The following is a 22,103-nucleotide window of genomic DNA, read 5'->3' as shown; positions in this document are numbered from 1 at the left end:
AGGGGTCGTTTCGTTTATTCAGGTATTGGTTTTAGGAGGCTAGCACTCTTGCCCGTTGGTTTTGATCAACTCTTGGTACCAGTAGAAGCTGTCTTTCTTGTAGCGTGCCAAAGATCCTTCTTGCGTTTCATCTTGGTCGACATAGACAAAGCCATAGCGTTTTTGGTAGCCGTTCAACCAGCTTAGCAAATCAGTGAAGGACCAGGTGCAATAGCCAAGAACTTCCGCGCCGTCGCTGATCGCTTCTTTAATGGCATGGACATGCCCTGCTAAATAATCGATGCGGTATTGGTCATGGATTTGATGATCATCCGTTAGTTTGTCGTATTCACCAAGTCCGTTTTCTGTAATGATCACAGGTACCCGATAACGGCTAGTGATTCGTCGTAAAGCGATCCGCAGCCCTTGAGGATCGATCTCCCAATCCCAATTCGTCCGTTCCACAAATGGATTTTCGGCTTTTTTGAACATTCCTGGTGTCCCGGTTTCTTCGGAGCTGCCTTTTTTCCCAGTGGTGTTCATTTTCCCCGCACCGACACCATCTAATGGATTGTAGGCATTTGTTGCTGTTTGGTAATAGTTGATCCCTAAGAAATCTGGTTTTGCTGAACGCAGCAAGTCCATATCTCCTGGTTCGATCGTTGGTGCGATCCCTTGCTCTTTCAAGTAATTCATTGCCGCAATCGGGTATTCGCCCCATAGATAGACGTCTAACCAATAATGCGCCATCAAGTCTTCCGCGTTTTCAGCCGCCAAAATATTTTTCGGGTCGCTGTTGATTGGGTAGTTTGGTGAGTAGGCGAAACTTGGTCCGATTTTCCCTGGAATTTTCATCTCATGGAACTTGTTGATCACCGAAGCATTCGCCAAGTTAGCGATATGATTGACTTCATACATCCGTTTAGGATCGGTCACTCCTGGTGGATGGGCAGCTAAAAGATAGCCTAAAGAAGTAAAGATATTTTGTTCATTCAAGCTGACCCAATAGTGGACTTTGCCGCGAAAGGCTTCAAACAATACGGCCGCATAGTTGGTGAAATCTTCAATGATTTTGCGAGATTCCCAGCCACCGTATTCTTCTTGCAAAGCTCGGGGCAGATCCCAATGGTACAAGGTCACCATCGGTTCGATCCCTGCTTTTATCAGTTCATCGATCAATGCTAAATAAAAGTCTAACCCTGCTTGATTGACTTCTCCTCGTCCTTCTGGAAAAATCCGTGTCCAAGCAATGGAAAAACGATAGGTTTTCAATCCTTGTTCTTTCATCAAGGCAACATCTTCTTTGAAGCGGTGGTAATGGTCGACCGCGACATCTCCGTTAGTTGCTTTAAAGGTTTTTCCTGGAATGCGGACAAAATCGTCCCAAACCGAAGCGCCTTTGCCGTCTTCTTGCCATGCGCCCTCTACTTGATAGGCTGCTGATGCTGAACCCCATAAGAAATCGTTGGGGAATTCTTTTAGTTGTTTATGATCCAATTGTTTCCCTTCTTTCTGTTTGATGATACCCCTTTCTTAAGTATACCGATAATTGCCTGATTTGTCATAAGAAGATTTTGTACCTATGCCAAAAAAGCCGATGGCACGCAAAAAACATCCTTGCAAGCAGTGGCGTTCTCCTTGCAAGGATGCAGACTAGCTATGGATCATGCGTCAAATTGTGCCTGATAGAGTGCGGCATAACGCCCCTCTTTGGCTACTAATTCTTCGTGGGTCCCTTGCTCTACGATATTCCCCTGTTCCACCACGAGGATCGTGTCGGCATGTCGAATCGTGGACAAGCGATGGGCGATCACAAAGGAGGTTTTGCCTTTCATCAATTTGGTCATCGCTGCTTGGATCAGCAGCTCTGTTTGCGTATCGACATTCGATGTGGCTTCATCAAGAATCAACAGATCGGCATCCAACAGCATTGCTCGTGCAATCGTCAACAGCTGTTTTTGCCCTTGTGAGATACCGGTTCCGTCTTCAGAGATCAAAGTATCATAGCCTTTTGGCAGGCTCATAATAAAGTCATGGATATGGGCGGCTTGTGCAGCAGCTTGGACTTCTGCCAACGTCGCATTCGCCTTGCCGTAGGCCAAATTGTCGAAAACCGTTCCCGTGAACAACCAGGTATCTTGCAGCACCATTGCATAGCTTTGCCGTAAGCTGCGGCGTGTCGCTTGGCGGATATTTTTGCCATCTAAACGAATCGCTCCTTGGTCAGGGTCATAAAACCGCATCAAGAGGTTCACAATGGTGGTTTTCCCGGCTCCGGTCGGTCCGACGATCGCGACCAAGCTGCCAGCTGGTACTTGTAGCGAAAGGTCTTTGATGATGGGCTGCTGTGCTTGATAGCCGAAGGTCACATGGTCAAAGGCGACATCACCAGACACCTCGTGGTATTCGTAGGCTCCAGGAACATCAGAAACTTCAGGTTCTTCATCCAGCAAACGGAAGATCCGTTCTGCCGCCGCCAATGCCGATTGCAAATCACTGAAGATGTTGGCTAACTCATTGATTGGTCCTGAGAATTTTCTGGAGTAAAGAACAAAGGAAGAAACATTCCCTAATGTCAGATGACCAAACAAAAACAGCAAAGCGCCAAACATACTGATCAAGGACAACGACAGATTGTTGATAAAGTTGATGGAAGGACCAGTCATACTGCCGTAGTACTCGGCATTGTAATAGGCATCCACCGCTTCTTGGTTTTTTTCGTCAAAACGGCTGATGATCGCTTCTTCTTGGTTATACAGCTTGATCGTTTGCTGACCAGAAATAATCTCTTCCACAAAGCCGTTCAGTTCGCCTAATTTGCGAGAACGACGGCGAAACAATGGTTGAAATTTGCTCATCAAAAAGCGGGTCAAAAAGATCGAAGCGGGAACCGTTACGACAAAAATCAGCACCAACAGCGGCGAAATCAAAACCATCATCACAAACGAACCAATGATCGTCACAAGACTGCTGAGGACTTGAATGGCATCGCTGGCCAATGACGTATTGATGGTATCGACATCATAACTGATGCGGCTGATGATATCCCCAGTGGCGACTCGGTCAAAATACCCAACCGGCAGTTCGGTGATTTTATCAAAAATCGCCTTGCGCATCGCTGCCACCACCCGCTGACTCAAGCGGATCATCATGAGCGAAATCAGATAACTAAGAAGGGAAGACGCAAGATAAAACAGCAGCATCAGCCCACAATAAAAGAAGACTCGATCAAAAATGACCTTGCCGGGACCCGGTTGAATGGCATCAATGGCGTATCCTGAAAGCAACGGTCCCACCAAGGCGAAGATGTTGCTGGCCATCATCAATACAGCGGCTGCCAGCAGGAGACCTTTGTACTCGTAAAGATAGCCCCACAAACGCCGGAGTGTTTTCTTACTATCCTGCGGTTTTTCCGTTTTTTTCTTCGGCATCGTCGGCACCTCCTGTCTGACCTTGATAAATGGCTTGGTAGATCGCATTTTCTGCTAGTAATTCTTGGTGACTGCCAAAGCCGTTCATTTGCCCGTTTTCCAGTACCAAAATTTTGTCGGCATGCTGGATCGAGCTGATCCGCTGCGCGATCAAGACCGTCGTCGTCTGTTGAAACTGCTGTCTCAGGACCTTGCGCAACTGAGCGTCGGTCCGATAATCCAGCGCACTGGCAGAATCATCCAAAATCAAAATCTCTGGATCCCCCGCCAAGGCCCGCGATAACAAGACCCGCTGCTTTTGACCCCCGCTTAAATTGCTGCCTTTAGCATGCAGTGGATGAGCTAAGCGCTTGGGTAGTTGATTGATAAACTCCTTGGCTTGGGCGCGAGCCGCCGCTTCTTCGATCTGCTCTTTGGAAAACCGCCGGCCAAAGGCGATATTTTCTTCGATCGTTTCCGCAAAAAGCACGTCTTTTTGTAAGACGACTCCGAATAACTGATGCAGCTCCGTCGGATCGATGGAACGAATGTCGCGACCAGCGATGCGAATCATGCCCTTCGTTGGGTCATAGAGCCGCAGCAGTAGTTTGACGATCGTTGATTTTCCACTACCAGTCGCACCGATGATCCCTAAGGTTTCTCCCGGCTGCAAGGAAAAATCGATGTCTTTCAGCACCTGGGTACCGTTAGGATAGGTGAAGGAAACTTTTTCAAAAACGATATGCGCAGACTCTTCTTTGATAGGCGCCTCAATGACTTGCATATTTTGCGGCAGGCGCAAGACGGATTGGATCCGATCGGCAGAAGCCAGCCCCTTCGACACGATCACAAAGATGCGCGTGATACTGAGCATGGCATTCAAAATGATCGTAAAATAAGTCAAAAAGGCGATGATGACGCCTGGTTGCGTCAATCCTTGATTGACGCGAAAGGCACTGACGACGATCACTAGCGTCAGTCCGATATTCAAAAATAGGTCCATCAGGGGCGGTGTTGCAGCCATCGTTCGATTAGCGGTGGTTTCCGCAGCTACTACGTCTTGATTGACGTGATCAAAGCGCTTTTTCTCGTAATCTGCTTTAGACAAGGCCTTGATCACCCGAGCCCCAGTTACATTTTCTCGGACAGTCCGCACCAACACATCCACTTGCTTTTGCAATGAGGCAAACAAGGGGATCCCCCGTTTTGAGATCGTGACTGCCGCCACTAAAGTGAAGGGCAAGACGCCTACTAAGACCAGTGTCAAAACGGGATCTAATGTGGCAGTGATCATGATCCCTCCTAATAATAGAATCGGGGCACGAATCCCCATCCGTTGGATCATGCCTACCGTTTGATGGATGTTGTAAGTGTCTGTCGTCAAACGAGACACCAAAGAAGGGATCCCGACTTCTTCGACTTGCGGAATCGACAGATAGGAAACTTTTTCAAATAAATCATGGCGTATACTACCAGTGGTATCGCGAGCAACACTGGAGGCCATCCGATTGGCGATGATATTGGTGACGACTGCGATGATGGAGCAGACCACCATCGCCCCACCCCAAGCAAAAATCGCAGATACCTGCTTCGTGGGGATCACAGAATCGATGATGTACGCCAAAATCCAAGGCAATAGCAAGTCCATCAGGGAGCCGAAGAATTTGATACTGACGCCAAGGGAGATGCGGCCGATATAGGGTTTTAAATATTGAGTCAAAAGATTCATTCCATCGCCTCATCTTTCGCTAAAAGCCGCTGGGAATTTTCTTTGACGATTTCCAGATCGGCGATCAACTGCTGCTGTTGGGCAGCAGAAAAACCTGCTACGACTTGTTCATTCCAGCTTTGAAGCAGCTGTTGGATCGCTGGTTGGACGGCGAGTGCTTTTTCGGTTGGATAAACCAGTAATTGTCGTTTGTCGGTGGGACTGCTGGTTCTAGTGACAAATCCTCGTTCTTCTAGGATTGCTAGTTGACGGGCAACATTGCTTTTATTCACAAAAATCTTCTTGGCTAAGGCTTCTTGACTGATCCCCGGTTGGCGGCAAATGTTTAAGATATAGGTATGATGCATCCCACCTAAACCAAATTTTTTCAATTCTTTTTCCCGATAAAGGGTGGCGAGACGGGCAATATGATTGATTGAGCGGATAATGGCTTCCATGAGCACTCCTGCCTTTCTTCGTTCTTCAAAGTGTCTAATCTATTATAAGGAATAATCGTTGCGCGCGCAACGATTATTGTTTCTGACGAAAAGCAACAGGTACCCTGTTGTTGATCAGCAAAAAAAGAACTTCAGCCCTCTCGCTGAAGTTCTTTTCTGATTCATTTTATTCAGATTCTTTCAATAAAGCTTGTACGACCTTACGACGACGGTACAGCTGTCTTGTTTTCCAGCTGATAAAGCCGATGAGTAAAGCGAGCCAAGAAATGATCGTCAGCCATAAAGCTCCGTCGAAAAACCAAGGCGCGTCGTAATCAACGACTAAGACATTCTCCCCTGCTTGCTGTTGGACAGAAACGGCACCAATGGCACTCAAAGAGACATCTTTTTCAGTTAGTGGCTGCTGATTGAGGGTCAATTCAGTATAGCGGTAATTGATGATCGGTAACGCCTTCCACGTCTCTTGATCACCTTGCCAACGTAAAGTAAGCTTCCCGTTTTCTACGGTTTTTGCCACGGTATCATTCTTTTCAATGATTTCTTCCCCGTACAAATTGTACTTGTTCTTCTTGGTTTCTTGATAGAGGGGCAGATAATCTGGCGTAGAACGTTGATACAGCGCTAATGCTAAGGACTTGTCTTTACTAAAATAGGCTTCCTTCAATTGCGCTTCAGATTCCGCGGACAGATAGGTGTGGTTTCGCAGTGAAACTGCCGCTTCATCGGAGTGCCAGTCCTGCATTTTGACCGTGTTTTGGATCAGGATTTGACCAACACTCAAAACTAAAACGAGGACGAACCAACGCGGATTTGCCAATGGCTTGCCCCGATAATAAGGAACCAGCAGGCACAAACCGACTAAGATCAAAATCGTGGCAGGAACAAAGAACCGAAAAGGGAATTGTAGTAAATTGATCACACCATTGTCCAGACTGCCTAGCCATTGCCAAGGAATAGCGTTCGATGATAAAACGAAAAAGACCGCTGCAGCTGCTGTCATTAATTTGAAGCCGCCGGATAGACGAGGCCATACACGAATCGCACCGCAAAAGAACAAGGCACATAAGATTGGCAGCAGGTACGGAGTCGTCCACCAATAGCTGCTGGTTCCAGTAATGGTATTGTTCTGCATGTTGCGATTCACAAAAGGCGCGATCAACGTGTTACTCGTATAGAGATCCAACATCCCTAACCAAATATTGGCGGTCAGCAGCAAGAAAATCCCGATCGCTCCTGCTAAGCGCAGCACCAATTGTCGTTTTTCTTCGCCGGAAGTTCCAACAAAAAAGGCGCGTAAGAAAAAGGGCACATATAAGAGCACTAACAAGATGCTTGAAAACACATGGATTTGAAATAAGACCGCCACGGAAACCCCTACCGCAAAAGGCCGCAACCGTTTATGTTCCCCTAGTGCGATCAGTGGAATCAGACACAGCGGTAACACAGCCGCCCCCCAAGCAGAAAAGCCCTGCCGCTCAATCCAATACTGGACAGAATAGGTCGCCATAAACAGGATGCTCATCCCCACTGACAGCCAGCCATTGACTCGTAGTTTCTTTAATAAGCCAAACATCGAAAACCCTGCTAGCAGATAGAGCAGCCCATTGGCGAGCAGTTGGTAGGAAAACCACGAAGGACTCAGCAAGACCAGCAGACCTTGGAAATAGGCAAAAAAGGGACCGTATAATGCATTGACGATACGAGCAGATTGCTGAAACCCGTAGATAGAAAGAAAATATTGAAAATTGCCCTCTTTGATCTGCTGGCTGGTCTCATAAAAACGATTGAAGTGAAAGACCACATCAGAGCCCAAAATCATGCCTTGGCCTAAGATCTGCGGTAATAAAAAAACACCACTCATTGCAATCAGAATCACCACTTGCCAGAAAAGCGGCTTTTGTACTATTTTTTGTTTCAAAAAAAAACCTCCTTGCACCTTTTCGGTACGCTCATAAAAAGAGTACCAGATAGGGACGAGGAGGGGAAAAAGAAAGCTTAGTGAAAAGGGATACATGGTAAAAATTTAACCAATTACTAAACTTTTCTAGGTTTTAGGTGGTCGTTTCTTTGCTTTTTCTCAAATTTATTGGGTGATCGTTTGCCAGCTTTCCAGTAGTTCGCTTAAAAGTGGGACGACCGTTTCTGCAGGGGCTGCCTCTTTTTGGACATTGGCACTGACCAGCTGATCGTACATATAGCCATAAAGCTGATCGAGATCTTCAGCAATAGCGCCGCCTTGCTCACGGTCTAAAGAGACCCGTAATTCCAATAAAATATTCTGCGCCTTGACAAATTGCTGATGGGCTTGGCTCAACTCTTCTTTTTCCAATGCGATCACTGCTAATTTGATGTTTTTGATGGCTGCTTGCAACAGCATTTCAATCAGTTTGTTGGGGGAGGCACTCATTACTTGGTTCTGCAGATAGTTGTTTTGCATTTTTTGATAATTCATCTTTTTTTCCTCACTATAAATCAAATTCGACGAAGGCGGCACTGTCTTCTTGCTGCAAATACGTTTTGACAAGATTGTTTTTGCGGTTCAAACGCCCCAATTCTTGTTTGATCTCTTGCTGCTGGGCTTTGACCTGCTCTAGGAACGCTTGATACGCTTGGATCACTTGTTGCGCCAATGCACTGGTTTGTGGACTATGGCTCTGTTCTTCTGCTTGCATGGCTGCTATGACCGCTGCATTGGCTGCCATCAAACGACCGGCTTCTTCGCTGTCGCCACGCCATTTTGCAAACCCAGTTAAAATCTGATTCAAACGTTCATCTAATGATACGTGTGGCTCCATAGGTTGTTTCCTTTCTTGTTGACGAGGGTTTCTTATGCGAATGAAAAAATGACTGCTTTAATCGGCTATCCTGCCTAGTTTGACGTATTGGCAAACTGATTGCTTAGGTAACTCAGCTGATTTTCAGCCTCCATCATCACGGAGTCTAATTTGGTAAACATTGTGATGTAACGCTCTTTTTTCATTGCTAAAATAGCATCAAACCGTGTAATCTGTTTGTTCAAATCCTTGATGGTACTGTCATAGGTCGCAGATTTGGTGGCAATGATCCCTTTATTGGCTGAAGTATTGACGACATAGCTGTTGGCTAATTCTTTTAGCGCTAATGTATAGCCGGTCTCTTTCGTACTCGCAGTGCCATCGGCTTCTTTGGTTTTCGTACTTGCATAAAAGAAGGACTTCACAGCAGCGGGATCTTCCGCTAGGGCTTCTTTTAACTTGGTCGTATCCAGTCCCAATGTACCATCATTATCGACGGTGGAGATGCCTAGCTTATTAGCAGTCAGCTTTGAGCCGCTGACGGCTGGAATGGTGATCAAATTTCGCAATTGAGTCTGTAGACGGGTCAACGCACTGTCTCCCACCAAGGTCCCCGTCTTGTTGTTTTCACTACTAGGATCTCCCACGGTCAAATTATCGCCGATAAAACTCATCAAGCTATTGTATTGATCCACTAATCCTTGTACTGCATCAACGACTTTCGAAGTATCATTGGCTAAAGAAAGCGTCACATGCTCCTCGCTTTTTTTCGCTAACGTCAGAGTGACACCATCGATAACATCCGTCACACTATTGCTGTCGCGGGTGATCTCCATGCCGTCTAGTTCAAAAATAGCCGGTTGGCCTTGCGTCGTAGCCGCAGTTGAACCGATCCCTAATCCTTCGGCGGCATTGCCGTCGATCAAGAAGTTTTTGTCGCCCATTTTCGTATTCGTTAAAATCAAACGGTTATCCACGATGCTCGCTGCAACGAAGGTCGTCTTGCTTTGGCCATTGATCTTAGCTGCCACATCTTTTAAGCTGTCTTCGGCAGTGATCTCGATCGAAGCGGTGATCGGTTTGCCATCTTCATCGACTTCCGAACTGGTCAATGAGAGCTGACCACTGACATTTAGGGCCGTTTTGCTGCTTTGAGCTACTTGACTCCCCGTCACCTTCGTGGCTGTTGCTAGTTGGTTGACTTTTAGATCATAGGTGCCTTCTGGGGCTTCCGTTGTTCCTGCAATTGAAGCGATACTACTATTGGTGGTCGTCGCTTTTTTTGTTTGATAAGCATCATCTTTTTGTAACGCATCGACTTTTGACAAAAAGTTAGTCAAGCGAGTGCTGATATCACTCCATGCCGTTTTTTGTGCTTTAAGCGACGTGATTTTATTCTCAGCGCGGGTCTTATTGATCGCATCTGCCGCCAATAATTTTTCAATATCTTCTGAAGTCACGCCAGAATAACTCCCAAGCGTTGTACTGATTCCTGAACTGCTGGTTACACTTGCCATATTTTCATCCCTTTCGATCGACCGCAATGCCCATGTCATCCCATATTTTCCCAATCACATCTAGCATGTTGGCGGGCGGGATCTCTTTGATCACTTCGTTGGTCTGCATATCCACTAAACGCACCATCGTACGCCCTGTGCGCTCATGTACTTCATAAGCCAATTTCATATCTTTGCCAAGTAGTCGCTGATTCACTTCCTCCACGGAGGCTGCGATCTTGTGTTGATCGGCTACTGAAAAATAGTGGATCGGCGTTTCGGTGGCCACTGTCTGTTCCTTTTTCTCCGCCAGTTTTCCCTCTTGGTGTTGCGGCTGAAGGTTGGCGGTCTCTTGATCTAGGGATTCGATCGGACGTGCTTTAGCGACCGACGCAACGGCTTCGATCGGGTGTATTCCTGACATTGGCTGAATATCCATCAGAGCTTCCTCATTTCTAAGCGTTTTTGTGCTGCTATGTAAAACACAAGAACTGCGCTTCCCCTAGGCAGTCCTTGTGTCAGTGGTTCACTTGATCAAAAATTATCCTTGTAACAAGCTCAATACGCTGTTAGGCATTGAGTTTGCTTGTGCCAACATTGAAGTTGCTGCTTGAGAAAGGATGTTGCTCTTCGTAAAGCTCATCATTTCTTGGGCCATATCAACGTCACGGATACGTGAGTTTGCTTCAGATAGGTTTTCTTGCGTTGTACCTAAGTTGTTGATTGTGTGTTCTAGACGGTTTTGCGCCGCACCAAGATCCGCACGTTGTGCAGAAACTGCTTTGATCGCTTCATCGATTTTTGTGATTGGGTTGTTTTCAACGCTGACAGTTGCCGCTGCTGCTTTGCCTTCATCAGAAGCGGTAAATGTTGCTAAAGCATCATCGTATGTTTTTTGAGCTGTTGCTTTTGCTGTATCATCCGCTGCTGTATCGATGGCTGTTTGTAATTCAGCAACTGTTTTACCAGCTGCCGCATCAACTGTGCCGTCCGCTGCATATTTTGTTGTAGCATCTGCTTTGAAGGCAGTCGCTACTGCTTTATCTTTTGCTGCAGCAACCGCTTTGGCATCGCTTGTGTCAATGGCTTGTGTTAAATCTAAGCCTTTTACTTTCAATGCAGATGAGCTCATGTTGTTGATTGAAACGCTCATTGTTTGGTTTGCGTTGGCACCGATTTGGAAAGTGAATGATTTCGCATCATCACCTTCACCAGTTAACAAGCTTTTTGTATTGAATTCAGTGGTATTGCTGATACGGTCGATTTCATCAGACAATGCGGTGTATTCTTTGTTGATCGCACTGCGGTCGTCATCACTTAACGTACCGTTTGAACTTTGAACTGCAAGATCACGCATACGCCCTAAGATGCTGTGGGTTTCATTTAATGCACCTTCTGCTGTTTGGATCAATGAGATACCATCTTGTGCGTTGCTTTTTGCTTGTGACAAACCGCCGATTTGGCCTTTCATTTTTTCAGAAATTGCTAAGCCAGCTGCGTCGTCCCCAGCTTTGTTGATGCGTAAGCCTGAAGATAATTTAGACAAAGAATTGCTTTTAGAAGCATTTGCTGCCGTTAGGCGTGAGTAAGTATTCAATGCTGAAACGTTTGTATTGATTCTCATGTGTAGTTCCTCCTAATTTTTATTCGCTAAGGTTTCCCTCTGCTACTATTTATCGGAAGAAACCGTTCAGGGTTAAGCCTTTTTTCTAAAAAAAATAAAAAACTTTTGCTCTCAGCAAAGAACAAAAGTTTTTGGGTTAATTTAAATAATCTAGAATGGACATCTGCATGATCTTTGTTCCCATCGCTAATGTTGAACGGTAGGCAGTCATTTGATTTTGATATTCCATATACTTTTCCGCAATATCGACGTCTTGTTTGTTGGACAGTGTTTCGGTCAAGTTCAGCTTTTCCGTCTCATTTCGATCAGCTGCCGCCTCCAAGCGATTGTAGAGGGTGCCGATCTGCGCCCGTACATTCACCACATTAGTGGCATGCTGGTCATGAGCGGTTAAAAGCTCGCCTCCTAAGGCATCTTTATCATCACTGCGTAACGCAGACAACAAATCATTGAAATAGGTGCTTAAATTTTGGGGATCCGCAGCTGTGCCCGTCTCGTTCATCAGACGATCACCGCTGGCTAACAGATCCACCGAGACCCCATTTGCGATTTCTCGCGGCAAGTCTTCGCTGGTGCCATTGTATTTAATACCGACGATGGCGTCATTTTCTTTGATGATCTCAAAAGGCGCCGTCGTCGTATTCGTTCCGCTAAATAGATAGCGGCCATCAAAGTTAGTATTTAATGATTCAACGATGCCTTCGATCTCTTGCTCGATCTCTGAACGATTTGCCCCTAATTCCTCACTGCCAGCTGTCGCATTGGCAGAAGATTGAACCAACGAGCGAATCCGCAGCATCGAGGTACTGACGCTTTCTAAAGCAGAATCTTGGGCTTTTGTCCAAGAAATACTGTCTTTGATCGTATTGTTGTAGGTTTTGTTTTGATTTAACGACACATTGAGATCCATGATTTTTGAAACCAGCAGCGGATTATCCGAGGACTTGCTGACTTCTTTTAAGCTCGATAGCTGATTCAACGTGGATTGGACTTTGGAGGCGTTGGTTCCTAGATTTCGTAAAAAATCATTGTAGGTGATTGAATTGGAAATACGCATGGTCTACACTCCTGTTCGATTGATCAATGTGTCTAACATTTCAGAAACGACCGATAATATGCGGGCATTGGCCTGAAATCCTTGTTGGAAACGAATCACATCTGACATTTCTTCATTTAATGAAACCCCAGACACCGATTGATTTTTGTATTCTAGTTGATTCAGCAGCGACAATTGGGCACTGACCGTATTGTCGGCTTGCTGTTTTGAGATCCCGTTTTTGGTGACGATGCTGTTAAAATAGCTGCTGACACTCATGCCAGATGCTGCATTGGCAAACGTCAATGTCTCAGAATCAAAAGAAGCGATCGTCTTTTCTGACAACGGGAAGTCCAATTTGGCACTGCTGAGTTTCGCCATTGCAGCAGCTCTTGAACCATCTCCTGCTGCATTGCTCGTTCCGCCGGTCACCAGACTTGGGTTATCTAACAGTGCTTGGCTGACCCGAATCGTCGTCGCTGTACCAGTATCATCTTGGCCGATCTCAAATAGTCCGCTTGTACGAGAAGCGCCGCCAGTAAAGACCATGTTCATGGCTTGCGCGATCGTCGACGTAAAGTTGTTCAATTCCGTCAAGCGGCTGCCGATCTCCCCAGATGATGCTTGCAGGCCTCCGATCGCGCCTTCTTTGATTGGCAATTCTGTATAGGCGGTTTCGCCATTGTCGGTGGTTTTCGTCAACAAGACGGTTCCAGCTGGATAAGACCCTGTGATGGTTTCGGCAGGATTCAAGGCGTTGCCGTCTTTGGAAACCAAGGCGCCTGTGTCGCTTTGTCCCACCACCACACTAAGGGTATTGCGTTCCTCCGCACTTAAAATCGTCTGTCCGCTCATGGATACAAACCCACGGCCATACTGATCGGTCTTGGTTTCGATCCCTGCCAGACCCGAGAGATCTTTCAACAGACTGTCTCGACGATCTAAAAGATCATTGGGTGTCTCACCACTTGTCGTCAACCCATAGATCTGTTCATTCAAGGATTGTAGCTGTTTGACCTTCTCATTGAAGTCCAGCGCGGATTTTTCGATGGTATCCAGCGTATCGCTTTGCAGCTGCGTCATTTGTTTGCCCATTTGGTTGATGGTATCGGCAAACGTACTGCTGTTTTCCAGCACAAGGGTCTTAGACGTATCCAGTTCAGGATTGTTGGCTAATGCGGTCCAAGAATCAAACATCGTTGCCAGCTGTTTGGACAGTCCGTTGTCAGAAGGCTCATTCATTAAACTTTCCAGCTGTCCTAATATGTCTGCTTTTTGTTCATAATATGTATAGGTAGAATTGGCATTGCGTACTTGTCCAATGACAAAATCATCGACGATCCGTTCGACACTGCCGACTTTCACACCCATACCGATGCTGCCGACACCCGCTAAATGATAAGACGCTTCGGCTTGCAAGTTGACTCGTTGTCTTGAGTAGCCGTCTGTATTGGTATTTGCAATGTTATGGCTGCTGGTTTGCAACGCTGCTTGATTGGCGGTCATGCCCCGGGTTGCGGTGCCTAATGAACCAAATAGTCCTGTCATAGAAGTACTCCTTACATTTTTTGATCGATGATCGCTGTTGAGACAGCTTGTTTTTCTTGGTATTTCGAATACGTATTTGCCGGTGTCTTGATATTTTCTTTGACTGCATCCATCAAAACGGTTTGGAAACTAATGGCTTGTTCCGTCAGCAGGAGATTCTCGGCTTGCTGCACTTGGATCTGGCGGATGAGTTCTTTGATCGCCCCTGAAAGAGTTCCTTCATACGTGGAAAAAACGGGTACGAAGGCGGTTTTTTTCTCGACGAGTTCTGGTAATTTTTCTGCTTGATTTTTGATCAAGCAGGTCTTTTCTTTTTGCAGCAACCGCAAGAACTGCTGAAGCTGACGCTCAAATTCCCGTTCTGTCATCTAGTCGACCTGCTTTTCATCTTGCTGCAGCATTTTATCGGCGATTGTTTCGGCAGATACTTGGTAGGTGCCTTCTTTAATCGCTCGTTTCAATTCTGCCACTCGCTCACTACGACTGGCTGTTTGATTGGCACTCTTTTGAATGGCTTGAGCTGTTTCGGACAATTGAACATCGACGGTTTTTTCTGTCTGAGCAGCAGATGGCTTTTCTTGTTTGACCGCTTCACGTTTGATGGCCTTGTCGCTGTATTCTGCGTAACCTCTTTCGATTTTCATAGGTTCTCCTCCGTTCTCATTCTTCTACCCTCTACTATCGGTCAAATCACAAAAAAGTTAAACCCATATGTTTAACTTTTTGCGATTTCTCCAAATTAATGCAAATTGTGGATGCGTTGTTTTTGCGAAAGAATGTTGGTGATCCGCACACCGAAGTTTTCATTGATGACCACGACTTCCCCAGTGGCGATCAGCTTGCCGTTCAACAAAATCTCTAGCGGTTCATCCGTCAGTTTTTCCAGCTCGATGACGGACCCCGTATTGAAAGATAAAATGTCCTTAATAGTTTTTTTGCTGCGGCCTAACACGACACTTAGATCCAATGGCACATCAAGAATCAAGTCTAAATTATCCCCATCGCTCACTCCGCTGGAGGCTAATGTTTGAAACGCAGGTTTGCTGACTTCCACGGGCTTTGATGCAGCCGCTGGTTCTGGCGTAGGTGCAGCAACGGGTGCCGTTGGCTGCGGTGTTGGTGTTTCCCGAGTAACGACAGTCGCTTCATCGGACAGCATCGCACTGGCGATATCGTTGACCACAGGATCCGTAAAGATCTGCATGATTTTGCTTTCGATCAAACCTTCGACGCGCAAAGAAAATGAGATACAGTAAATCTCTTCCTCTGCCTCGATCCCGCTATACTCAATGTTTTCTGGTGTCTCCCATAGTTTGACGATCGGCGGCAAGATATCCACTTTGCGGCTGATCATCGTTGCCATCGAAGTCGAGGCAGTCCCAATCATTTGGTTCATAGCTTCTGCCACAGCACTTAGCTCTAATTCCGTAAATTGAGTGTTGCTGGTTTCACCAGTTCCACCCATCATCAAATCGGCGATCACGATGGCATCTTTGACTTCTAATAGCATCAAATTACTGCCTAAAAGGCCTTCTTTAAATTCAACTGTCGTCGCTACTTTTGGTGCAACGAGGTCGTTTAAGATCTCACCAAATTTGATTTTAGACACTCGGGGAGTCGTGATGCTGACCCGACGATCAAGAATGGAAGACAACGTCGTCGCCGCTTGCGACATGGAGATATTGCCAACTTCGCCGATAATGTCGACTTTGACTTGCTCTTCTAATCCTTGCGGCTGGGCTGGGGCACTTTGATTCAACAATGCATCGATTTCTGCTTGGGATAAACGTTCACTCATAGTTCTTGCTCCTCTTCTAACTTGTCTAATAATTCAATGGCTAAACGGTCCTCTTGCTTCCCAGGTTTTGCTCGGAAGTAAGGTTTTCCATCGATGAAAGTCTCCAATGGTTCAGTAATTTTTTTGTCTAGTTTGATGACATCGCCTTCTTCTAAGTGGAGAAACTCAGAAAGACTCATTTGAGCATGGCCCAGCAGAACTTCTAAATTCAAACCGACGCCATTCAAACTTTTTTGCAACTCGCGGCTATCGTCTTGGTTGACTGGCTGATTGCTATCAAACCAATTGCGGAAACTTAATTTATCAATGATCCCTTCAAAGAAGACATAGGGAATACATAGATTGATAAAATGTTTCACTTCAAAAATTTTGATAGTAAAGGTCACTAACACGACGGGTTCGTTGGGCGACATGTTTTGCATCAATTGCGGATTCGTATCGATTCCATCCAAAACCGAATCCAAGGCAACGATGTCCTTCCAAACATTTTGGTAGACCCGTACAAATTGTGCCACCACTTCTTCCAAGATTGCTGTTTCAATATCAGTAAAACTTTTTTTCTCGCTAAAATCCATTTCGATCGGCTTGTTTTGATAGACATCCAAGCCGCCGCACAACAATTCCACCAACATCATACACAGTTGTGGGTTCATCTCGATCATCTGGATCCCGCTCAAAGGCTGAGAATGAAAGAGCCCCAACAAAGTAAATTTTGGTATCGAATGGATAAATTCGTCATAACTGACTTGTTCGATAGCTGCCAACTGCAAAGAAACATTGGTTCGCAGTTGGGTAGAAAGCATGCTGCTGCTCATCTTCGAGAAATCCTCGAAGATCATGTGCAGGGTATTGACGTATTCTTTCGACAGCTTTGTTGGTCGGCGAAAATCGTAGGCTTTCACTTTGGCTTGTTTGTCTTCTATCTCAATAATTTCTTGATCGATCTCTCCGCTGCTCATCGCATTCAACAATAAATCAATCTCTTGCTGCGTCAATACCTGATCCACACTAATCCCCCATTTTTTTAAAAAATCATGTGATCGATTTGAATCACACTGGCTACTTTTTCACCGATCGTCACGACCCCAACGGCATGTTCTGTCTCTTGATTGCTTAGTTGGATATCGTCTTCGGTGATATCAAGAACTTCAATTACTTCTTCTACGAGGACCCCTTTGGTCTCCTCTTGCTTCTTCATGATCAATATGTTTTTTTCGTAGGCTGGTTCCATGATGGGAATCAATTTTGCCAAACGAATCACCGTTACGACAGACCCCCGCAGATTGATCAGCCCTTCCACCCACTCTGGTGCTAGGGGCACCTTCGTAAAGGAAGGGGCATCAATGACCTCGTCCACCGAGTCCGCCGAGATCAAATAGTACTGCTGAGCCATTTTGAAAAGAATCATCTGCATGTCGCTATCCTCCTAGGCATTAGGCAAAGGCTTTGTCGATGGCAGTGATTACGCGGTCCGTGTCAAAGGGCTTCACGATAAAGTCCACCGCACCGGCGCGAATCGCATCCATCACCATTCCTTGTTGTCCCATGGCACTGCACATTACGACTTTGGCCTGCGCATCAAACGTGCGGATCATTTTTAATGCCTCTAAGCCATCCACTTCTGGCATCGTGATATCCATGGTCACTAAGTCTGGTGTCGTTGCTTGGTATTTTTCAAAAGCCTCTTGGCCATTTTGGGCTTCCCCCACGACTTCATAGCCGTTTTTTTCTAAAATATCCTTTAATTTCATGCGCATAAATACCGCATCATCCACGATCAATACTTTTTTTGACATTGTATTTGCCCCTTTCAAATTCCTAATGAATCAAATATGTTTTCTAGTACACCGATTTCTGGAATCAAAAATAACGATGCCTCTAATGTTTCTTTGGCGTAGACGAACTCATTACGAATCACCATCACCTGCTCATCATACTGGGCCATCGCCAGATAGATGGAGCTGATCGCTGCGCCAAAGAAATCATAGCTGGCGCTTGGTAAAGACGCACTCAGCTGAGTTTCCAATAGTTGGCCGATCGCGATCAAAAAAGAATTGGTAAGAATGTTAGTCAACTCGTTGATGACCGATTGCTTCAATTCTTCAGACGGATCGATTTCTTGGATCATCAACTGACGCAATTTTGCGGCGGATTCATCCGTTAAGACAAACAAGAAGATCCCTCGAAACGCCCCTTCGATCTGGCTCATCACCACATGAACTTCTTTGTCTTCCGCCATGATCTGCTGATACAGGTCCTCATACGCTAGAATCTCGACTTCCGGTACCCGCATATCGATCGGTTGTTGGACGAGCTTTGATAAACTAGTCGCAGCGTGACCACCGCCGATATTGATCAGTTCTTTTAGGCCATCGATTTGCAGCGCTGTATAACTCATAAGCGGTCATCCTTTTTTTCCTGACAGATGGCATGAATGTCTAGGATCAATGCGATCGAGCCGTTGCCCATAATCGTTGCTCCTTGATAGCGATTCAGCTTTTGCAGCAGCGGATCGATTTTCTTGATGACGATTTCTTGCTGGCCGATCAGCTCATCTGCCAAAATACCGTGAAATTGCTGGTCATTGTTGACGATGATGGCGAATTTTTTCTCAGATGGATCGCCTTCGATCGCTAAGAGTTGATCGGTCCGAACCAAGGGAATCAACTCCTCTTGAAAACGATAGACCTCATCCGAGACCGTCTGGATGATCTCTTCTTCTTTGACCATCACCACGCGTTCGACGAGATTTAGTGGGATCGCAAAGGTTTCTGCTCCGACGCGAACCATCAACGCTTGAATGATCGACAGAGTCAATGGCAATTTGATCACAAACTGCGTGCCTTTATTTGGCTGACTCTTCATTTCGATCGTGCCCCCTAGTTGGGTGATCTTGGATTGCACGGCATCCATCCCGACACCGCGCCCAGAAATGTTAGTCACTTCTTGTGCCGTTGAAAAACCAGGATGGAAAATCAGCTGCTGCAACGCTTCATCGGAAAGACCTTCCGTTGCTAAGCCTTTCTTTTCAGCACTTGCTTTGATTACTTGCGGATCAAGGCCTTTGCCATCATCCTCTAAAGTAATGATTACGCGATTGCCTTCTTGGTAGGCCGCCAAACGAATCGTGCCCTTGCGCGGTTTGCCCAGTTTTTCCCGAACATCGGGTGCTTCGATGCCGTGATCGACAGAATTACGCAACAGATGGACCAGAGGTTCACTCAACTCAGAAACCACTGTTTTATCCAATTCCGTTTCTTCCCCAAAAATGACAAGTTCCATTTCCTTTTGCAGTTCATTGGATAAGTCCCGAACCATTCGCGGAAAGCGACTGAAGACGACATTGACTTGCTGCATGCGGATCCGCAAGACCAAATCTTGCAGCTCAGAGGTCAATCGTGAAACTTGCTCTAAGGGGTCTTTGACTGCTTCGATGTTTTCCCGCTCACTGACATCTTCTAATTGATTGCGATAGACCACCAATTCGGACACGAGATCCAAGAATGAATCTAAGCGATTCAAGTCGACTCGAATCGATTGATTTTGGGCGGACGCATGATGCGCGGGTGCCGGCGATTTTTCTTTCGTTTCTGTTGTCGCTTGTTGAAGAGCAGAAGTCTCTGACTCTGGGGTCGGCACTGGTTGAAGCAGCTCTTCTGCCTCCTCCAACACAGCGGCTGATGGATCAAACGGTGCCACCACGAAGGCTTCGATCTCACTATTGCTGGCGATGTTTTGCTCGACATCAGCCAGTGTTTGCTGCGTCAAATACAGCAGTGAAAAATCTGATTCAAAGGTGCCTTCTTCGAGTGTTTGGGCATCTGGTTCTGTATAAAGAACATCCCCTGCTTGGCCAAGCTTTTCCATGATCAAGAAGGCACGAGCACCTTTTAACATGGATTGGGCATCTAAGCGAACAGCAATTTGGACCGCTTGATAGCCATCTCCAGCCGCTTGCTCGATCACATACAGATCAGAAGGATCGATCTGTTGAAGCTGTGGGGTTAACGCGCCCACTGCGGTGGGGTTTTGGCTTGCTTCTGTCTCGGTTGATATACCGCCAGAATGTTCCGTTTGGTCAAGTTCGGCCAATAAATCGGCAATTTGAGCTGGCTGCAGGTCGCGTTCTTCCCGCAAGTCCTCCACAAGTTCTGACAGGCGATCCAGACATTTGAAAATCAATGAGATCGATTGCTGGGTCACTTGCAAGGTCCCAGTTTTAAATAACTCAAAAATATTTTCCATTTTATGGGTCAGCTGCGTCATGACGTCATAGCCCATCGTTGCCGCCATCCCTTTAAGGGTATGGGCAGAACGGAAAATATCATTCAGCAAGGCGCTATCTTTTGGATCGTTTTCCAATTGCAAGACATGATCATTCAACTGTGCTAAATGATCGTCTGTTTCTTCAAAGAAAAGGGTACGATAGACACTATTGTCATCCAAATGGGTCCCTCCTTTACAAAATTATACTTTTTGATAGATAAACGAATCGATTTTCTTGAGGCCGAATTGTTCCGCAAAATTGATCGTTTCTGTCGCTCCCGTAAACAAAATGCCCCCTGGGACCAATGCATCGCTGAATTTTTGATAGACGGCATCCCGAGCATCACTTTTGAAATAAATCGTCACATTGCGGCAAACGATCACATCAAAAGGCCCATTGTACGGGTCTTTCAAAAGATCGTGTTGCTTAAAATGAACCCGCCGTTTGATTTCCGCTTTGATCTGATACTGGTTCTTTTCTTTTGCATCAAAAAAACGGGTACGTTCTGCCGCTGAGACATTCCGCAATTCGTGGTCTCGATAGAGTCCTTGCTTGGCTTTTGCCAAAATTTGCGTATCGATATCGGTAGCCAAGACATTGGCTGCGGCAATTTGGTTTTTTTCTAGCAGCATCGCGATCGTATAGGGTTCTGCCCCAATCGAACATGCGGCACTCCAAATTTTGGGCAGCGTGGTTTTCGGGAGAACAATGGTTTTCAAGACGCGTTCAAAGGCGTCAAACAGTTCTTTGTTGCGATAAAATTCCGTTACGTTAATGGTGATATGGGCTAAAAAAGCCGCCCGCACCCCGTCATCGCCTTCGATCAATTGCTGGTACTCCCTCAACGTTTTTGCCCCGCTGTTTTCCATGATCGTAAGAATGCGGCGCTGCATTTGATTTTCTTTGTATGCGGCTAAGGGAATCCCTAATCGGCGATCCACCCACGCATTAAATAAGGCAAATTCTTCTTCCATCTTCTTCACCTGACCATCTGTGCAATTTTTGCTTCAATGCCCTGCAATGGCAGGACTTCATCTACGACTCCTTGTTCAATGGCATACCGCGGCATCCCAAAGACTGTACACGTTTCTTTGTCTTGAACGATCGTATAGCCCCCAGCCGCTTGGATCTGTCGTAAGCCAGCGGTGCCGTCTTTTCCCATCCCCGTCAAAACCACTGCCGCTAGTTGCGGGCCATAGTAGTCAGCTGCTGAGGAAAAAAGATAATCGACGGTTGGCCGCGTCCCATGCCGTTTTTCTCGCTGGTCCAGCTGCAGGTGCCCTTGTTGGACCGTCATGTGGTAATCCCCTGGACAAAGATACACTTGATTTTCGATCCGCATGCCGTCGACTGCTTCTTGTACTCGGACGGTTGTCTCTGTGTCTAAGCGTTTTGCAAAGGAAGCCGTGAAGCCCGCTGGCATATGCTGAACGATCAAAATCGGGCAACGCAAACGTGCAGGCAGACGGCGAATAATTCCCAGCAAAGCACGGGGGCCGCCTGTTGAAGCACCAATGACTAGCGCATCAAGTGATACCGGCAAGCTGTTTTGTGTCAGCTTAGTGGGCTGGGCAATCGTTGGTACTGGCGGGTGAACCGTACCGACTTCATGATCCATCGCCAAAATCTTTTGATGAAATTCAGCGATCCATTCTTTTTCGATCATCGATAGACTGACGGGTTTTTCCACAAAATCTCGGGCGCCAAGCGCCAAAGCCTCAATCGTGGTTTCTTGATTGGTTAATGAACTAAGCATGATGACGGGAATGGCTGATTGCTGTTTCATCCTCCGCAAGGTCTCTAATCCGTTCATCACTGGCATTTCCACATCCATTACTACCAAATCGATCGCTTCTTTGGTCAGATAGTCCAATGCTTGTTTGCCATTGCGGGCAGCGACGGTCACCTCGATATCAGGCAGCTGATTCAATAAATCTGTCACTACTTTCCGCATGAATGCCGAATCATCGACGATCATTACTTTTTTCATGTCCCTGTACTCCTT

22 protein-coding genes are annotated in these 22,103 nt (G+C 46.2%); all 22 read right to left on the bottom strand.

The features are described 5' to 3' along the window. Positions 1-39: 39 nt before the first annotated feature. Entirely contained in the window at positions 40-1,476 is a 1,437-nt protein-coding gene (locus tag IGI69_RS00725; RefSeq protein ID WP_005226667.1) for a glycoside hydrolase family 1 protein, read from the bottom strand. A 167-nt stretch (positions 1,477-1,643) separates the two neighbouring features. Continuing rightward, the gene (locus IGI69_RS00720; RefSeq protein WP_060791647.1) at positions 1,644-3,410 is read right to left on the bottom strand and encodes an ABC transporter ATP-binding protein; all 1,767 of its coding nucleotides are present in this window, start codon (positions 3,408-3,410) and stop codon (positions 1,644-1,646) included. Next, a complete protein-coding gene (locus tag IGI69_RS00715; RefSeq protein ID WP_422705029.1) occupies positions 3,376-5,118 on the bottom strand; it encodes an ABC transporter ATP-binding protein in 1,743 nt (580 codons plus the stop codon). The genes IGI69_RS00720 and IGI69_RS00715 overlap by 35 nt, the downstream gene beginning before the upstream one ends. Next, positions 5,115-5,555, bottom strand: coding sequence for a MarR family winged helix-turn-helix transcriptional regulator (locus IGI69_RS00710; protein WP_010748552.1), 441 nt, complete (start codon positions 5,553-5,555; stop codon positions 5,115-5,117). The genes IGI69_RS00715 and IGI69_RS00710 overlap by 4 nt, the downstream gene beginning before the upstream one ends. Positions 5,556-5,721: 166 nt before the next feature. Next, positions 5,722-7,473: a hypothetical protein gene (locus tag IGI69_RS00705; RefSeq protein WP_139959974.1), complete on the bottom strand. Its 1,752-nt coding sequence runs from the start codon at positions 7,471-7,473 to the stop codon at positions 5,722-5,724. Between the two features lie 165 nt (positions 7,474-7,638). Beyond that, complete coding sequence (gene fliS / locus IGI69_RS00700) at positions 7,639-8,007, bottom strand: flagellar export chaperone FliS (protein WP_008376567.1); 369 nt, start codon at positions 8,005-8,007, stop codon at positions 7,639-7,641. 13 nt (positions 8,008-8,020) lie between these two features. Beyond that, positions 8,021-8,350: a hypothetical protein gene (locus IGI69_RS00695; RefSeq protein WP_086316749.1), complete on the bottom strand. Its 330-nt coding sequence runs from the start codon at positions 8,348-8,350 to the stop codon at positions 8,021-8,023. Between the two features lie 74 nt (positions 8,351-8,424). Next, entirely contained in the window at positions 8,425-9,846 is a 1,422-nt protein-coding gene (fliD, locus tag IGI69_RS00690) for a flagellar filament capping protein FliD (RefSeq protein ID WP_061053564.1), read from the bottom strand. A 4-nt stretch (positions 9,847-9,850) separates the two neighbouring features. After that, positions 9,851-10,264, bottom strand: coding sequence for a flagellar protein FlaG (locus IGI69_RS00685; protein WP_422705030.1), 414 nt, complete (start codon positions 10,262-10,264; stop codon positions 9,851-9,853). Between the two features lie 102 nt (positions 10,265-10,366). Continuing rightward, positions 10,367-11,449, bottom strand: coding sequence for a flagellin (locus IGI69_RS00680; RefSeq protein ID WP_005226642.1), 1,083 nt, complete (start codon positions 11,447-11,449; stop codon positions 10,367-10,369). 136 nt (positions 11,450-11,585) lie between these two features. Further along, complete coding sequence (gene flgL, locus IGI69_RS00675; protein WP_422705031.1) at positions 11,586-12,506, bottom strand: flagellar hook-associated protein FlgL; 921 nt, start codon at positions 12,504-12,506, stop codon at positions 11,586-11,588. Between the two features lie 3 nt (positions 12,507-12,509). After that, positions 12,510-14,033, bottom strand: coding sequence for a flagellar hook-associated protein FlgK (gene flgK, locus IGI69_RS00670; protein ID WP_422705032.1), 1,524 nt, complete (start codon positions 14,031-14,033; stop codon positions 12,510-12,512). Between the two features lie 11 nt (positions 14,034-14,044). Further along, on the bottom strand, positions 14,045-14,401 hold the full coding sequence (locus tag IGI69_RS00665; RefSeq protein ID WP_008376582.1) for a hypothetical protein: 357 nt from the start codon (positions 14,399-14,401) through the stop codon (positions 14,045-14,047). Then, positions 14,402-14,677 (bottom strand): flagellar biosynthesis anti-sigma factor FlgM, encoded by a 276-nt coding sequence (flgM, locus tag IGI69_RS00660; RefSeq protein WP_005226638.1) that lies wholly within the window; start codon positions 14,675-14,677, stop codon positions 14,402-14,404. Between the two features lie 95 nt (positions 14,678-14,772). Continuing rightward, positions 14,773-15,831: a flagellar motor switch phosphatase FliY gene (gene fliY, locus IGI69_RS00655; protein WP_005226637.1), complete on the bottom strand. Its 1,059-nt coding sequence runs from the start codon at positions 15,829-15,831 to the stop codon at positions 14,773-14,775. Continuing rightward, complete coding sequence (gene fliM, locus IGI69_RS00650) at positions 15,828-16,838, bottom strand: flagellar motor switch protein FliM (protein WP_005232756.1); 1,011 nt, start codon at positions 16,836-16,838, stop codon at positions 15,828-15,830. Before fliM ends, fliY begins: the two co-directional genes overlap by 4 nt. A 17-nt stretch (positions 16,839-16,855) precedes the next feature. Then, entirely contained in the window at positions 16,856-17,245 is a 390-nt protein-coding gene (locus IGI69_RS00645) for a chemotaxis protein CheW (protein ID WP_005226635.1), read from the bottom strand. Positions 17,246-17,264: 19 nt separating this feature from the next. Then, the gene (locus tag IGI69_RS00640) at positions 17,265-17,627 is read right to left on the bottom strand and encodes a response regulator (protein ID WP_003129084.1); all 363 of its coding nucleotides are present in this window, start codon (positions 17,625-17,627) and stop codon (positions 17,265-17,267) included. Positions 17,628-17,641: 14 nt separating this feature from the next. Further along, positions 17,642-18,229 carry a chemotaxis protein CheC gene (locus IGI69_RS00635; RefSeq protein ID WP_008376598.1) on the bottom strand — a complete coding sequence of 196 codons (588 nt, stop codon included), beginning with the start codon at positions 18,227-18,229 and terminating at the stop codon, positions 17,642-17,644. Beyond that, entirely contained in the window at positions 18,226-20,277 is a 2,052-nt protein-coding gene (locus IGI69_RS00630) for a chemotaxis protein CheA (protein ID WP_010748546.1), read from the bottom strand. The genes IGI69_RS00635 and IGI69_RS00630 overlap by 4 nt, the downstream gene beginning before the upstream one ends. Before the next feature lie 21 nt (positions 20,278-20,298). Then, positions 20,299-21,072: a CheR family methyltransferase gene (locus tag IGI69_RS00625; RefSeq protein ID WP_128488763.1), complete on the bottom strand. Its 774-nt coding sequence runs from the start codon at positions 21,070-21,072 to the stop codon at positions 20,299-20,301. A 5-nt stretch (positions 21,073-21,077) separates the two neighbouring features. Beyond that, positions 21,078-22,088, bottom strand: coding sequence for a protein-glutamate methylesterase/protein-glutamine glutaminase (locus tag IGI69_RS00620; protein WP_016609024.1), 1,011 nt, complete (start codon positions 22,086-22,088; stop codon positions 21,078-21,080). Between the last annotated feature and the right edge of the window lie 15 nt (positions 22,089-22,103).

Origin of the sequence: Enterococcus sp. DIV1083b, from assembly GCF_051713705.1 — a bacterium.
Classification (GTDB): Bacteria; Bacillota; Bacilli; order Lactobacillales; family Enterococcaceae; genus Enterococcus_D; species Enterococcus_D casseliflavus.
Note: the sequence above shows the minus strand (reverse complement) of the source record. Positions and strands in the feature narration are given on the sequence as shown.